This is a genomic window from Pseudomonas rhizozeae (assembly GCF_031583775.1).
Taxonomy (GTDB): domain Bacteria; phylum Pseudomonadota; class Gammaproteobacteria; order Pseudomonadales; family Pseudomonadaceae; genus Aquipseudomonas.
Map to the genome: position 1 here is coordinate 18,534 of NZ_JAVLSB010000061.1, position 15,530 is coordinate 34,063.

The following is a 15,530-nucleotide window of genomic DNA, read 5'->3' on the forward strand; positions in this document are numbered from 1 at the left end:
TTTAGAAGTTGCCCTGTACCCAGCTCTTGATGCGATCGAGCAAGGCCGGTTTGGCTTCTTCGTTGCTGTAACTGTCGCGGCTGCTGATGCCCGAGAACGAAATCCCGTCGGACTGCTTCTGCAGGCCGTACATCAACAGGCCAACGCCGGTGGAATAAATCGGGTTGCGTACCACGTCATCCAGGCCCTTGACGCCATGGGGCACGCCCAGGCGCACCGGCATGTGGAAGATTTCCTCGGCCAGCTCGACCGCGCCTTCCATCTTCGAGGTGCCGCCGGTCAGCACGATGCCGGCCGGGATCAAATCTTCGTAGCCGCTGCGGCGCAGTTCAGCCTGGATCAGGGTGAACAGTTCGTCGTAACGCGGCTCGACCACTTCGGCCAAGGCCTGGCGCGACAGTTCGCGCGGTGGACGGTCGCCGACGCTTGGCACCTTGATGGTCTCGCCGGCACCGGCCAGTTTGGCCAGGGCGCAGGCGTAGCGGATTTTGATCTCTTCGGCGTACTGGGTCGGTGTACGCAGCGCCATGGCGATGTCGTTGGTCACCTGGTCGCCGGCAATCGGGATCACCGCGGTGTGACGGATCGCGCCTTCGGTGAAGATCGCGATGTCAGTGGTGCCGCCGCCGATGTCCACCAGGCACACGCCCAGTTCTTTCTCGTCATCGGTCAGCACCGAGTACGCGGACGCCAGTTGCTCGAGAATGATGTCGTCGATTTCCAGACCGCAACGACGCACGCATTTTTCAATGTTCTGTGCAGCGTTGACGGCGCAGGTGACCACGTGGACCTTGGCTTCCAGACGCACGCCGGACATGCCCAGCGGCTCACGCACGCCTTCCTGGTTGTCGATCACGTAATCCTGCGGCAGCGTGTGCAGCACGCGCTGGTCGGCGGGAATGGCCACGGCCTGGGCGGCATCGAGCACGCGCTCAAGGTCGGCGGCGCTGACTTCGCGATCACGGATCGCCACGATGCCGTGGGAGTTCAGGCTGCGAATGTGGTTGCCGGCCACGCCGACAAACGCCGAGTGGATCCGGCAACCGGCCATCAGCTGCGCTTCTTCGATGGCGCGCTGGATCGATTGCACGGTGGACTCGATGTTCACCACCACGCCTTTTTTCAGGCCACGGGACGGGTGCGTACCGATCCCGACGATTTCCAGCGTGCCGTCGTCCGACACCTCGCCTACCAGCGCCACCACCTTGGAGGTGCCGATATCGAGACCGACGATCATTTTGCCGCTTTGCACGTTTGCCATGGGTCCTGCCTCTTCTTAATTCTTCGCGACAGCGGGTTGGGCTGTCGTGGGCGCTACAGGTTCCCGCCAGCCAACAGCGAGGCCGTTGGCGTAGCGCAGATCGATGCGCGCAATGTTCGTAATCTGCTCTTTGAGCGTCTTGTCATAGATGGCAATGAAGCGGCGCATCTTTTCCACCAGGTTGCCGCGTCCCAGCAGCAGTTCGATTCCCGGGCCGGCACTGCCGGCGCCGGTGGTCAGGAACCAGCTGCCTCGTTCACGCAGTTCCAGGCGTGCAATCGAGAAGCCCAATGGCCTGAGCATCTGGCTCAGCACCTGGTATTGCTGCATCACTTGCTGCTGGGCCCGTTGAGGGCCGAACAGCTGTGGCAGGTGTTCGTAGTTAGCCAGCTCCTTGGGCGTGAACGCCTGGCCCTGGTTGTTCAGCAGCGACTCGTCGCCCCAACGGGCTACGGGCAATTGTTCTTCGAGGCGAATCACCACCTGGTCCGGCCACACCCGACGCACTTCGGCGTGGGCGATCCAGGGCATCTGCTCCAGCTCGGTACGCATGCTCGCCAGGTCGATGGTGAAGAAACTCGACGCCACGTATGGGGCGATCCGTTGCTGCACTGCTTGCTGGCTGATGTAACTCAAATCGCCCTGCACGTTGATCTTGGTGATCGGCCGGTCGGCGTATGGCAGCAACCGCTGTGCGCCTTCATACGTACCGAACCCCAGCGCCACCAGCATTACCGGCCAGAACAGGCTCTTCAGAAAGCCAAAATTGGCTTTCGGCAGACGCGCAGACATCGGCTCTTTGGCCACCATTCGGCTGGCACCCCGCGGCACCGGCTTACGGCTCGGTGCGGGTGGCTGATGACGGAGCTGAGCGCCTGGCATGGCCTTACCCTCTCTGCTCGACACTGGCGGCGAGAATCGCCAGGACCAGTTGCTGGAAATCCAGACCGGCGGCACGGGCCGCCATCGGCACCAGGCTGTGATCGGTCATGCCCGGCGCGGTGTTGACTTCGAGGAACCAGAACTGCCCGTCGGCGTCCTGCATCACGTCCGCCCTGCCCCAACCGGCGATACCCAGCGCCTCACAGGCTTTGGCCGTGAGGTCCATCAATTCCTGTTCCTTGTGACTGTCGAGGCCGCACGGGATCCGATACTGGGTATCGGACGCCACGTACTTGGCGTCGTAGTCGTAGAAGCTGTGGGTCGTGCCCAGGGCAATCGGCGGCAACACCTGGTCACGCAGGGTGGCGATGGTGAACTCCGGACCGTGAATCCATTGCTCGACCAGCACTTGTGAGTCGTAGGTACTGGCCGCTTTCCACGCTTCAACCAACTCCGGCGCGGAGGTCACTTTGGCCATCCCGATACTTGAACCTTCATGGGCCGGTTTGACGATCAAAGGGAAGCCCAGTTCCGCAGCCGCCGAAATACAATCGGCCTCGGAACTCAGTACCGCGTGGCGTGGCGTCGGGATGCCGAGGCTGTGCCACACCTGCTTGGTACGCAATTTGTCCATCGCCAGCGCCGAGGCCAGGATGCCGCTGCCGGTGTACGGGATGCCGAGGCATTCGAGCAGGCCTTGCATGCTGCCGTCTTCACCGCCGCGACCATGGAGAATGATGAAGGCGCGGTCGATTTTTTCATTCAGCAAACGCTGCAGCAGGTCATCGCCGACGTCGAGGCCGAACGCGTCCACACCGGCGCTCTGCAGCGCTTCGAGCACGGCGTTACCAGATTTCAGCGACACCTCGCGCTCGGCACTCTTGCCGCCGAACAGCACGGCGACGCGGCCGAACGCTGTCGGTGCAATCGTGGAGACGAGGTTGGCGTAGGCAGTCGTCATTTCAACTTCCCCTCGCTCGGCGCCGCGACAGCGCCGGCGAACAACGGGCTGGCCAGCAGTTTCGGCGCGAGACCACCGATGTCACCGGCGCCCTGGCACAGCAGGATGTCGCCAGCACGCAGCAGCGGTTTGACCACTGGGGCGAGGTCGACACCGCGCTCGATGTAGATCGGGTCCAACTGCCCACGCTGGCGGATGCTGTTGCACAGCTTGCGGCTGTCGGCACCGGGGATCGGCTCTTCGCCGGCCGGATAGACTTCCATCAACAGCAGCACGTTGGCGTCGGCCAACACATTGACGAAATCGTCGTACAAATCCCGGGTGCGGCTGTAGCGGTGCGGCTGGTAGACCATCACCAGACGACGCTCCGGCCAGCCACCGCGCACGGCTTTGATCACAGCGGCGACTTCGGTCGGGTGATGACCGTAGTCGTCCACCAGCATCACGTTGCCGCCGTCCACCGGCAACTCGCCGTAGACCTGGAAGCGTCGGCCAACACCCTGGAAGCCCGACAGGCCCTGGACGATGGCTTCATCGCTGACGCCTTCGTCAGTGGCGATGCAGATAGTGGCCAGGGAATTGAGCACGTTGTGGTTGCCCGGCATGTTCACCGAGACATCCAGTGGCTCGCGGTCCGGACGCAGCACGGTGAAGAAGGTCTGCATGCCTTGCTGACGCACATTGATTGCGCGCACGTCAGCGTCTTCACTGAAGCCGTAAGTCATGGTCGGACGTTTGACCAGTGGCAGGATCTCGCGCACCACGGCATCGTCCAGGCACATCACCGCCAAGCCGTAGAACGGCAGGTTGTGCAGGAACTCGACAAAGGTTTTCTTCAGCTTGTTGAAGTCACCGTCGTAGGTCGCCATGTGGTCGGCGTCGATGTTGGTGACCACGGCCACCAGCGGTTGCAGGTGCAGGAAACTCGCATCGCTTTCGTCGGCTTCGGCGATCAGGTAACGGCTGGTGCCAAGTTGGGCATTGGTGCCCGCGGCGTTCAAGCGACCGCCGATGACGAAAGTCGGGTCGAGGCCACCGGCGGCGAACACCGAGGCAATCAGGCTGGTGGTGGTGGTTTTGCCGTGGGTACCGGCGACGGCAATGCCGTGGCGATAACGCATCAGCTCGGCGAGCATCTCGGCGCGGGGCACCACCGGAATACGACGTTCAAGGGCCGTGGCCACTTCCGGGTTCGAAGTGTTGACTGCGCTGGACACCACCAGCACGTCGGCGGCAGCAGCGTTCTCGGCGCGGTGACCGATAAAGATCTGCGCGCCAAAGGACTCAAGGCGTTCGGTGACTGGCGAGGCTTTCAGGTCGGAACCGGACACGGCATAGCCCAGATTCAACAACACTTCGGCAATGCCGCACATGCCCACGCCGCCGATACCGACGAAATGGATGCGACGGATACGGCGCATTTCCGGATGCGGCATGGCTTTTTGATTCTCAACCATGGGCCACCTCCAGGCAGGTATCGACCACGCTACGGGTGGCGTCGGGTTTGGCCAGTCGACGAGCAGCGCCGGCCATGTCGTTCAGTCGTTGCGGTTGCATCAAAACCTCGGTCAGGCGCGCGGCAAGGTCCGCGGCGCCGGTCGTTCTTTGCGGCATCAGGAAGGCAGCGCCTTCACGGGCCAAATAATCGGCATTGCGGGTCTGGTGATCGTCGATGGCGTGGGGCAAAGGCACCAGCATCGAGGGCAGACCGGCGGCAGCCAGTTCACTGATGGTCAACGCGCCTGCGCGGCACACCACCAGGTCGGCCCAGCCATAGGCATGGGCCATGTCTTTGATGAAGGGCTGCACCTGCGCTTCCACGCCCGCAGCGCGGTAACGCTCGGCCGTCACTTCATCGTGGTTTTTGCCGGCCTGATGAAACACGTCCGGGCGCAGGTCGACAGCGACGCGGGCCAGGGCTTCAGGCAGCAATTTGTTCAACGGTTCTGCGCCCAGGCTCCCGCCCAGGACCAACAAACGCGCTTTGCGACCGGCCAGAGCCGGGCGCGGTGTGTCGAGGAACAGCTCGGTGCGCACCGGATTACCGGTGGTCCGACGGCTGTCCGACAGGGTAAAGGTGTCGGGGAAGGCTTCACACACCCGAGCGGCCAACGGCACCAGCAACCGATTGGCGGTACCGGCCACAGCGTTCTGTTCATGAACGATCACCGGCACGCCGGCCAATTTGGCGGCAACACCACCAGGACCGGTCACATAGCCACCGAAGCCCACCACGCAGACCGGCCGCAACCGGCGAATGATCGCCCGTGCCTGCCAGACCGATTTGAGTAACATCATCGGCGCCTTGAGCAGCGACAGCTTGCCCTTGCCGCGCAAACCGCTGGCATGGATACGATGCAACTCGATGCCGGCTGCCGGGACCAATTCGTTTTCGATACCGCGAGGCGTGCCGAGCCAATGCACGGTGTAGCCACGGGCCTGGAATTCGCGCGCGCAGGCCAGGGCCGGGAACACGTGGCCCCCGGTACCGCCGGCCATGATCAAGACGTTAGCGCCCATGGCTCGGCTCCTCGGCGAAGTCGCTTTCCTGGAACTCCATCTCTTCGCTACCCAAATGGGTTCGACTCTCCCACTCAATGCGCAGCAACAAGCCGAGACAGGCACAGCAGATCACCAGCGAGCTGCCGCCGTAACTGAGGAACGGCAGGGTCAGGCCCTTGGTCGGCAGCAGGCCAACGTTCACCCCGATGTTGATCAGGAATTGACCGATCCACAGGAACGACAAGCCGTAGGCCACATAAGCGGCGAAGAACTGCTTGGCCTTCTCCGCCCACAAGCCGATGTACATGCCGCGAATACAAACGAAAACGAACAGCGCCACGGTGCACAGCGAACCGACCGCGCCGAGCTCTTCGGCCAGGACCGAGAACACGAAGTCGGTGTGCGCTTCCGGCAGGTAGAACTGCTTCTGCACGCTATTGCCCAGGCCGACGCCCAGCCATTCACCGCGACCGAAGGCGATCAGCGCCTGGGACAATTGATAACCGGCGCCAAACTGGTCGGCCCAGGGATCGGCGAAGTTGGTGAGACGGGCCATCCGATAGGGCTGCACTTGAATCAACAGCACCACCGCCCCGACCGCGAGCAACACCATCAAACTGAAGCGGAATAACCCGACGCCGCCGAGGAACAGCATTGCCGCCGCCGCGCCCATCATCACCACGGTGGCGCCGAAGTCTGGTTCCATCAGCAACAGGCCAGCCATGGGCAGCAGCACGATGAACGGCTTGAAGAAGCCCATCCAGCTCTCGCGCACTTCTTTCTGCCGCCGCACCAGGTAGCCGGCGAGGTAAATCACCACGAACACCTTGGCGATTTCCGAGGGCTGGACGTTGAAGAAACTGAAACCGATCCAGCGCATCGAGCCGTTCACTTCACGGCCAATGCCCGGGATGATCACCATCACCAGCAAACCGAAGGCGCCGAGCAGCATCAGCCAGCCCAGGCGTTGCCAAGTGGCGATTGGAATCATCATGGTGACGACGCAGGCACCCAGGCCCAAACCGGCGTAAATCAGGTGGCGGATCATGTAGTAGAAGGCGCTGCCGGATTGCACCGATGCCACTTCCGAGGACGCCGAGGCAATCATCACCAGGCCGAGGCCGAGCAGGGTCAGGCAACCGGCAAGCATCGGGAAATCGAGGTCGATGCCGCGCCCGGTGATGATCGGCGACGGATACGGCTTGATGATATTTCGCAGGCTCATGCCAGTTCCTCCACGGCGCGGACGAACTGGTGACCACGATCTTCATAATTCTTGAACATGTCGAAACTGGCGCAGGCCGGCGACAGCAGCACCGCATCGCCGGCTTCGGCGACGGCGCGGCATTGCGCAACGGCTTCGGACAGGGAGTCGACGCGGATCAGCGGCACGCTCGCGCCGATGGCCTGGCCGATCAGCTCTGAATCGCGGCCCATCAGGACCACGGCGCGGCAGTTGGCCGCCACCGGGTCGCGCAGGTCCTTGAAGTCGGCGCCTTTGCCGTCGCCGCCGGCGATCAGAATCAGCTTACCGTCGATGTCCGCGCCCAAGCCTTCGATGGCCGCGAGGGCGGCGCCGACGTTGGTGGCTTTGGAATCGTTGTAGTAGCTGACGCCGTCGAGGTCACGCACCCATTGGCAGCGATGCTCCAGGCCGGCGAAGGTGCGCAGACTGGCGAGCATGGCGTCGAACGGCAGGCCGGCCGCGTGGCCCAAGGCAAGGGCCGCCAGGGCGTTGGACTGATTGTGGGCGCCGCGAATCTTCAACTCGCGCACCGGCATCAGGTTCTGGAATTCGAAGGCGAGGTATTTCTCGCCGTCTTCTTCGCGGATACCGAAGGCTTTGAAATCAGGTTTGCTCAAGCCGAAGGTCCAGCATGGCTGGCCCTCGCCCATCAACGGCCGGCTCAAGGCATCCTGGCGGTTGACCACAAACTGCTTCGCGCCGCGGAAAATCCGGTGTTTAGCCAGGTGATAGGCCGGCAGGCCGCTGTAGCGGTCCATGTGGTCTTCGCTGACGTTGAGCACGGTGGCCACTTCAGCGCCGAGGTGATCGGTGGTTTCCAGTTGGAAGCTCGACAGCTCCATCACGTACAGCTCGACGTCGTCGCTGAGCAGATCCAGCGCCGGGGTGCCGAGGTTACCGCCCACGGCAACCCGCTTGCCCGCCGCCACGGCCATTTCGCCCACCAGGGTGGTGACGGTGCTTTTCGCGTTGGAACCGCTGATGGCGACAATCGGCGCCTTCGCGTTGCGCGCGAACAGCTCGATATCTCCGGACAACTTCACGCCACGGGCGGCGGCGGCTTGCAGGGCCGGGGTCGCCAATGCCAGGCCGGGGCTCACGTAGAGCTCATCGGCACGGCAGAGGAATTCAACGTCCAGCTCGCCACAACGCACTTCCACGTGCGGGTAGTCACGGCGCAGCGTGACCAGCTCCGGTGGATTTTCCCGCGTGTCGGCCACGGCAAACGACGTGCCCCGGTTCGCCAGGAAGCGAACCAGGGACATGCCGCTTTTGCCGAGGCCGACAACGATGCGGAAGTGGTCAGAAGCGATCAGAGACACTCGTTCTACCTCAGCTTCAGGGTGGCAAGGCCAACCAGTACAAGAATCACGGTGATGATCCAGAAACGCACGATCACTCGCGGCTCGGGCCAGCCCTTGAGTTCAAAGTGGTGGTGGATCGGCGCCATGCGGAACACACGGCGACCGGTGAGCTTAAAGGAGGCCACCTGAATGACGACTGACAGGGTCTCCATCACGAACACGCCGCCCATGATGAACAGGACGATTTCCTGGCGCACGATCACGGCAATGGTGCCCAGCGCCGCGCCCAGCGCCAGCGCGCCGACATCGCCCATGAACACCTGCGCCGGATAAGTGTTGAACCACAGGAAGCCCAGCCCGGCACCGATCAGCGCGCCGCAGAACACGATCAGTTCGCCCGCGCCCGGTACGTAGGGGATCAACAGGTATTCAGCGAATTTCACGTTACCCGACAGGTAGCAGAAGATCCCCAACCCGCCGCCGACCATCACGGTCGGCATGATCGCCAGGCCGTCGAGGCCATCGGTCAGGTTGACCGCGTTGCTCGAACCGACGATCACGAAGTAAGTCAGCACGACGAAACCGATGCCCAGCGGAATGCTGTAGTCCTTGAGCATCGGCAGGATCAGCGTGGTTTCCACCGGCGACGAAGCGGTCATATAAAGGAAGATCGCCGCGCCGAGGCCGAACACCGATTGCCAGAAGTATTTCCAGCGGCTCGGCAAGCCACGGGAGTTTTTCTCGATCACTTTGCGGTAGTCGTCGACCCAGCCGATGGCGCCGAACAACAGGGTCACCAGCAACACAGTCCAGACATAGCGGTTGGACAGGTCGGCCCAGAGCAAGGTGCTGACGCCGATGGACGACAGGATGAGCGCACCGCCCATGGTCGGGGTACCCGATTTCGACAGGTGCGACTGCGGACCATCGTTACGGACCGATTGGCCGATCTGGCGGTTCTGCAGGGTGCGGATCATCCACGGGCCGTAGCACAGCGACAAAACCAGCGCGGTCAGCACACCGAGGATCCCGCGCAGGGTCAGGTACTGGAAGACCGCGAAGCCTTTGTAGAACTGTTGCAGATACTCCGCTAGCAGCAGCAGCATTAATGTTTCTCCATGCTGGACCCGCACAGGGCGGCGACGATGTTTTCCATCGCCGCGCTGCGCGAACCCTTGATCAAAATAGTGGTGTCGGGGTCTTGCTCGGCGCTCAGGGCCTGGATCAGTTCCGCCTGAGTACTGGAATGGAAGGCTTGCGGACCGAAGGCCTGGACCGCATGCGCCATCATCGGCCCCACGGCGTACAGCGCCGAAACTTTGCCACGGGCATATTCGCCAACGTCGCGATGGCCCTGCTCTGCCCACTCGCCCAACTCGCCGATGTCGCCGAGCACCAGCACTGTCCGGCCGCTGAAGCCGGTGAGGATGTCCACCGCAGCGCACATCGAGGTCGGGTTGGCGTTGTAGGTGTCGTCGATAACGCGCTGACCGTTGCTGGCCAATTGCGCGACGGTACGGCCCTTGACCGGTTGCACCGCGCCCAGGCCGGTGGCGATGCCGAACAGCGACACGCCCAGGGCATGCGCGGCGGCGGCGGCGGCCAAGGCGTTGCCGACGTTATGAATGCCGAGCAGATTCAGTTGCACCCGCTCCACGCCATCCGGGCTGTGCAGGTTAAAAGCCGGGCAACCACGCGCGTCGCGATCGAGGTCGCTGGCGTGGAAATCGGCGGCAATATTGCTCAGGGCAAAGGTCAGCACCTTGCGGCCGGCAGCGCGGGTTTTCCAGATTTCGAAGGCCTTGTCGTCAAGGTTCAGCACGGCGACGCCATCGGCCGCCAACCCTTCGATGATCTCGCCCTTGGCTTCAACGATTTTTTCCGGCCCGCCGAACTCACCGACGTGGGCGGTCCCGGCATTGTTGAGAATCGCCACCTGCGGCTTGGTCATGGCCACGGTGTAGGCAATTTCGCCGAGGCGCGAGGCACCCAGCTCGATCACGGCGGCGGTGTGTTCCGGCGCCAGTTCGAGCAAGGTCAGCGGCACGCCAAGGTCGTTATTCAGGTTGCCACGGGTCGCGTGTACCGGGCCGCGGGTGCGCAGGATGCTCGCGAGCATCTCCTTGACCGTGGTCTTGCCGCTGGAACCCGTGATGGCCGCGACCGGGCCGGTATAAGCAGCGCGGTTCAGTGCACCCAGTTGGCCCAGGGCCTGACGGGTGTCCTTGACCAGCAATTGCGGCAAGGTGCTGTCGGCGACCTCACGCTCGACCAACGCACCCACGGCGCCTTTGCCGGCGACGTCGTTCAGGTAGTCGTGGCCATCGAAGCGCGGACCGGTGAGCGCGACGAACAGTTCGCCCGGTTTGATCGCGCGGCTGTCGATGCTGACGCCATTGAAACTGCAATCAGCGTTTACCAGGCGTGCATTCAGTGCTGTGGCCAGCTCGCTGAACGTCAGGGCTTTAAGCATGAGCCACCTCCCACGCGGTCAGGGCATGATCGGCCTCGACCAGATCGGAGAAGGCGTGGCGCTCGCCGTTGATTTCCTGATAGTCCTCGTGACCTTTGCCGGCGAGGACGATCACGTCATCCGCCGAGGCGCTGGCGATCAATTGCGCAATCGCCTGGCCACGGCCCGCGACGAACGTCACGTTATCCACAGCGGTGAAGCCGGCGCGGATGTCATCGAAGATCACGGCCGGGTCTTCGCTGCGCGGGTTGTCATCGGTGACCAGTACGCCGTCGGCCAGGCGCTCGACCACTTCGGCCATCAGCGGTCGCTTGCCGCGATCGCGATCGCCGCCGCAGCCGAACAGGCACAGCAAGCGACCCTTGGTGTGCGGGCGCATGGCGGTCAGGACTTTTTCCAGGGCGTCTGGGGTGTGGGCGTAGTCGACCACCACCAGCGGCTGAGTACCGCCACCCAGGCGCTGCATACGCCCGGCCGGGCCTTCGAGTTTCGGCAGGACTTTGAGAATTTCGTCGAGGGCGTAATCGAGGCCGAGCAAGGCACCGATCGCCGCCAACACGTTGCTGAGGTTGAACCGCCCGAGCAAAGTGCTGCGCAGATGGTGTTCGCCTTGCGGTGTGACCAAAGTGGCGCGCACGCCTTCGTCGTCGAACTGCGCGTCACGGCAATACAGGTACGCGCCCTTGTCCAGCAGGCTGTAGGTGATCAGGCGCGACTCGCGTTTCTCGCTCGCCAGTTGTTGACCGAACTCGTCATCCAGGTTGACTACCCGGCACTTCAAGTCATTCCAGGCAAACAGCTTGGCCTTGGCTTCGCCGTAGGCCTGCATGGTGCCGTGGTAATCGAGGTGATCGCGGGACAGGTTGGTCATCACTGCCACGTCAAAAGCCAGCGCGGTGACGCGGCCCTGATCGAGGCCGTGGGACGAAACTTCCATGGTCACGGCTTTGGCGCCCGCCTTCTTCAGGTCGGCCAGGGTCGCTTGCACGGCAATCGGATTCGGCGTGGTGTGCAGGCCGCTTTCCAACGCGCCGTGAAAACCGCTGCCCAACGTGCCGACGATGCCGCAATGCTGGCCGAGCAGGTCGAGTGCTTGGGCTACCAACTGGGTGACGCTGGTTTTGCCGTTAGTGCCGGTGACGCCGACCAGGTTCAGGTGACGGCTCGGGTCGCCATAAAAGCGCCCGGCAATGTCGGACAGCTGCGCCGCCAGGCCTTTGACCGGAATCAGCGGCACGTCAGTAATCGGCAGCACCGTCGCGCCTTCGACTTCGTAGGCGACCGCCGCAGCACCGCGCTGCAAGGCGTCAGCGATGTGCTCGCGGCCATCGAAACGACCACCGGGCACCGCCAGGAACAGGTCGCCGGCGCGCACGTTACGGCTGTCCAGCGCCAATTCGCGAATCAGTAGATCGCGGCCGGCGTGGGCAAAAATCTTGTTCAGGCTCAAAGACATCAGCCGCGCCCTCCATTGGCTTTCAGTGGAACGACTGGCGTGGCGTTCGCTTGTTGGGTCGGTGGCAGGTTGTCTGGGGTGATGTTCATCAGGCGCAGGGTGCCGGACATCACTTTGCTGAACACCGGTGCCGACACCAGACCACCGAAGTAACCGGCCTTGGTCGGCTCATCGATCACCACCACAATGGCAAAGCGCGGGTCGCTCATCGGGCCGAAACCGGCGAACAGCGAACGGTAGGAATTTTCCGCGTAGCCCTTGGTGCCGACCGAAGTCTTACGCGCGGTGCCGGACTTGCCGCCCACGTGATAGGCCGGCACTTGGGCACGGAACACGCCGCGCGGTGCTTCGATCACTTGCTGCAGCATGCCCTGCATGGTTTTGGCCACGGTTTCCGGCAGTACCTGAGTGGTCTGCGGTGCCTTGTCGGTTTTGATCAGGGTCAGCGGCGCGAGGCGCCCGTTGTTGGCCAAAGCCGAGAACGCATGGACCAACTGGATCGCCGTCACGGAAATACCGTAGCCGTAGGACAGCGTGGCGGTTTCCGCCTTGCGCCATTCCCGGTAGTTCGGCAGGTTGCCGACGCGCTCGCCGGGGAAGCCGAGACCGGTGTCCTGGCCGAGGCCGACTTTCTGCGCGAGGCGGAAAATGGTTTCGCCGCCGATATCGAACGCGACCTTACTCATGCCGACGTTACTGGAATTGATCAGGATGCCGGTCATGTCGAGCACCGGGCCTTCGGTCTTGGAGACGTCCTTGATGGTGTACTTGCCGATCTGCAGGGTGCCCGGGTACACCTCGACCGTATCGGTCGGTTTCCAGCGGCCGGTTTCGATCGCGGCACTCATGGAAATGGCTTTCATGGTCGAACCGGGCTCAAACACGTCGATCATTGCACGGTTGCGCATCATCGCCGGTTGCAGGTTGCGCCGGTTGTTCGGGTTGTAGGTCGGCTGGTTGACCATGGCGAGGATTTCGCCGGTCTTGACGTCCATGATCACCAGGCTGCCAGCCTTGGCGCCATTCTCGATGATCGCGTTACGCAACTCACGGTTGGCCAGGTATTGCAGACGCAGGTCAATGGACAACGCCAAGGGCTTGCCGGCCTTGGCGTTTTTAGTGACCTGAACATCCTTGATCAACCTGCCGCGCCGATCCTTGATGACTTGCCGCTTGCCTGCCACGCCGGCGAGCCACTCGTCATAAGCCAGCTCGACCCCTTCGCGGCCGTGGTCGTCGATGTCGGTAAAGCCGACCATGTGCGCGGTGACTTCACCGGCCGGGTAGAAGCGGCGGAATTCTTCAATGCCGTAAACGCCTGGCACTTTCAGGTCGAGCACGCTCTGGCCTTGCTCAGGGGTGAGCCCGCGCACCAGGTAGATGAATTCTTTATTGGCCTGGGCTTCGAGACGTTCGGCCAGGGCTTTCGGATCCTGACCGAGGGCGGCGGCCAGCGCCGGCCACTTGTCCTTGGCCAGTTGCATTTCCTTGGCGTTGGCCCACAGCGTGGTGACTGGGGTACTGACAGCCAAGGGCTCGCCGTTGCGATCGGTGATCAAGCCACGGTGCGCCGGAATCGGAATATGACGAACGCTGCGCGCGTCGCCCTGACCTTTAAGGAAGTCACGGTCGACCACTTGCAGGTCAATGATGCGCCAGGCAATGGCCGCCACCATGATGCCGAGCAAGCCGAGCACCACGCGGAAACGCCAAGGGAAGAGCGCGCCTTCGAGCTTCATCATGGCGCCACCATCTGGACTTCAGCCGCGCCAGGGATGTGCATTTTCAGCTGTTCGGTGGCCAGCACTTCGATACGGCTGTGGGCGGTCCAGGTGCTCTGCTCGAGAATCAAACGGCCCCATTCCGCCTGCGCTTTGTCACGCACGCTCAATTCGTTGTACAGCGAGTTCAACAACTGGCGGTTCCAGTGCGCGCTGTAAGATACGCCGATCGCCGACACGAGCACGCCGATAAACAACAGCAGCATGAAAAAGCTGCCGCCAGGCAAAGGCTTGGCGAAGAGCTTGCTCACCGCAATTTCTCCGCAACGCGCATCACGGCACTACGGGATCGCGGGTTGGCTTTGAGTTCGGCCTCGGAGGCGGACTGCGCTTTGCCATGGATTTTGATTTTCGGCTCGAAGGCGACATGCCGCACCGGCAGGTTGCGCGGCAGGTTATCGGCTTCGCCTTTCACCAGTTTGCGCATGAACAGTTTGACGATGCGGTCTTCCAGGGAGTGGAAGCTGATCACCACCAGACGACCGCCGATTTCCAGTGCGTCGAGGGCGGCTTCGAGGCCGGCTTCCAGGTCGCCCAGTTCGTTATTGACGTGAATGCGCAGCCCCTGGAAAGCGCGGGTAGCCGGGTTCTTGCCCTTTTCCCACGCCGGATTGGCAACCTTGAGCACTTCGGCCAGGTCGCCGGTACGCTCGAACGGCTTGATGTCACGACGCTCGGCCACGGCGCGGGCCATACGACCGGAGAAACGTTCTTCGCCGTATTCCTTGAACACGCGTGCGATTTCTTCGGCGGGGGCGGTGTTGACGAATTCAGCCGCGCTGATACCACGGGACGGGTCCATGCGCATGTCCAGCGGACCGTCATTGAGGAAACTGAAGCCGCGCTCCGGGTCGTCAAGCTGCGGCGAAGAGACGCCCAGGTCTAGCAAAACGCCGCTGACCTTGCCGGCCAGACCCCGTTCGGCGACTTCCGAGCCCAACTCGGCAAAGCTGCGCTGCACAACGACAAAGCGGCCGTCTTCGGCCGCTAGCGTTTGCCCGGTGGCAATCGCTTGGGGATCCTTGTCGAATCCAAGCAACCGACCATCGGGCCCGAGCTGACTGAGGATCAAACGGCTGTGCCCGCCGCGCCCGAACGTACCGTCCAGATAGCAGCCATCAGGACGTACGGCGAGAGCCTCAACGGCTTCGTCAAGCAGTACGGTGATGTGGTTAAAGCCGCTATCAATAGTCACAGGATCAAATCACGCAGTTCATCAGGCATCGCGCCCGGTTGTTGAATAGCTGCAAGGTCAGCGGCAGAAACCACGTTCCAGGCATCCTCGTCCCACAGTTGGAACTTGTTCAGTTGGCCGACCAGCATCGCGCGCTTGTCGAGCTTGGCGTACTCGCGTAGACGCGGCGGGACCAGGAAACGACCGCTGCCATCGAGTTCGAGGTCGACGGCATTACCAATCAATAAACGTTGCAGGCGGCGGTTCTCTTCGCGAAGGGAAGGCAGTGCGCGCAGTTTGGTTTCGATAATTTCCCACTCATCAAGCGGGTATACGCATAAACATGGATCAACGGCATCGATGGTCACGATCAACTGCCCGGAACTACGCGAAACGAGCTCGTCACGGTACCGACTCGGCATAGCGAGACGGCCCTTTGCATCGAGACTGATTGCATTAGCTCCGCGAAACACGTCAGCGTTTCTCCAAT

General features: G+C 62.6%; 14 protein-coding genes. All 14 read right to left on the reverse strand.

Annotated elements, in window-relative coordinates; all coding sequences use genetic code 11:
- Position 1: 1 nt before the first annotated feature.
- From ftsA to mraZ, 14 genes are read right to left on the reverse strand one after another with little or no spacing between them, the layout of a single operon-like run.
- On the reverse strand, positions 2-1,261 hold the full coding sequence (gene ftsA, locus RG836_RS21645) for a cell division protein FtsA (RefSeq protein ID WP_054045544.1): 1,260 nt from the start codon (positions 1,259-1,261) through the stop codon (positions 2-4).
- Positions 1,262-1,276: 15 nt separating this feature from the next.
- Positions 1,277-2,143 carry a cell division protein FtsQ/DivIB gene (locus RG836_RS21650; protein WP_310849398.1) on the reverse strand — a complete coding sequence of 289 codons (867 nt, stop codon included), beginning with the start codon at positions 2,141-2,143 and terminating at the stop codon, positions 1,277-1,279.
- A gap of 4 nt (positions 2,144-2,147) precedes the next feature.
- Entirely contained in the window at positions 2,148-3,104 is a 957-nt protein-coding gene (locus RG836_RS21655) for a D-alanine--D-alanine ligase (protein WP_310849400.1), read from the reverse strand.
- Positions 3,101-4,561, reverse strand: coding sequence for a UDP-N-acetylmuramate--L-alanine ligase (gene murC / locus RG836_RS21660; RefSeq protein WP_310849404.1), 1,461 nt, complete (start codon positions 4,559-4,561; stop codon positions 3,101-3,103). Before murC ends, RG836_RS21655 begins: the two co-directional genes overlap by 4 nt.
- Positions 4,554-5,624, reverse strand: coding sequence for an undecaprenyldiphospho-muramoylpentapeptide beta-N-acetylglucosaminyltransferase (murG, locus tag RG836_RS21665; protein WP_310849406.1), 1,071 nt, complete (start codon positions 5,622-5,624; stop codon positions 4,554-4,556). The genes murC and murG overlap by 8 nt, the downstream gene beginning before the upstream one ends.
- Positions 5,614-6,831: a putative lipid II flippase FtsW gene (ftsW, locus tag RG836_RS21670; protein ID WP_409078101.1), complete on the reverse strand. Its 1,218-nt coding sequence runs from the start codon at positions 6,829-6,831 to the stop codon at positions 5,614-5,616. Before ftsW ends, murG begins: the two co-directional genes overlap by 11 nt.
- A complete protein-coding gene (murD, locus tag RG836_RS21675; protein WP_310849408.1) occupies positions 6,828-8,174 on the reverse strand; it encodes a UDP-N-acetylmuramoyl-L-alanine--D-glutamate ligase in 1,347 nt (448 codons plus the stop codon). Before murD ends, ftsW begins: the two co-directional genes overlap by 4 nt.
- Positions 8,175-8,179: 5 nt before the next feature.
- The gene (gene mraY, locus RG836_RS21680; RefSeq protein WP_310849409.1) at positions 8,180-9,262 is read right to left on the reverse strand and encodes a phospho-N-acetylmuramoyl-pentapeptide-transferase; all 1,083 of its coding nucleotides are present in this window, start codon (positions 9,260-9,262) and stop codon (positions 8,180-8,182) included.
- Entirely contained in the window at positions 9,262-10,629 is a 1,368-nt protein-coding gene (locus tag RG836_RS21685; protein WP_310849411.1) for a UDP-N-acetylmuramoyl-tripeptide--D-alanyl-D-alanine ligase, read from the reverse strand. The genes mraY and RG836_RS21685 overlap by 1 nt, the downstream gene beginning before the upstream one ends.
- Complete coding sequence (locus RG836_RS21690; protein WP_310849413.1) at positions 10,622-12,085, reverse strand: UDP-N-acetylmuramoyl-L-alanyl-D-glutamate--2,6-diaminopimelate ligase; 1,464 nt, start codon at positions 12,083-12,085, stop codon at positions 10,622-10,624. Before RG836_RS21690 ends, RG836_RS21685 begins: the two co-directional genes overlap by 8 nt.
- Positions 12,085-13,824, reverse strand: a complete 1,740-nt coding sequence (locus RG836_RS21695; RefSeq protein ID WP_310849634.1) for a peptidoglycan D,D-transpeptidase FtsI family protein — start codon at positions 13,822-13,824, stop codon at positions 12,085-12,087. Before RG836_RS21695 ends, RG836_RS21690 begins: the two co-directional genes overlap by 1 nt.
- Positions 13,824-14,117, reverse strand: a complete 294-nt coding sequence (ftsL, locus tag RG836_RS21700; RefSeq protein ID WP_047532978.1) for a cell division protein FtsL — start codon at positions 14,115-14,117, stop codon at positions 13,824-13,826. Before ftsL ends, RG836_RS21695 begins: the two co-directional genes overlap by 1 nt.
- A complete protein-coding gene (rsmH, locus tag RG836_RS21705; RefSeq protein WP_409078102.1) occupies positions 14,114-15,061 on the reverse strand; it encodes a 16S rRNA (cytosine(1402)-N(4))-methyltransferase RsmH in 948 nt (315 codons plus the stop codon). The genes ftsL and rsmH overlap by 4 nt, the downstream gene beginning before the upstream one ends.
- Positions 15,058-15,513 (reverse strand): division/cell wall cluster transcriptional repressor MraZ, encoded by a 456-nt coding sequence (mraZ, locus tag RG836_RS21710; RefSeq protein ID WP_248739348.1) that lies wholly within the window; start codon positions 15,511-15,513, stop codon positions 15,058-15,060. The genes rsmH and mraZ overlap by 4 nt, the downstream gene beginning before the upstream one ends.
- Between the last annotated feature and the right edge of the window lie 17 nt (positions 15,514-15,530).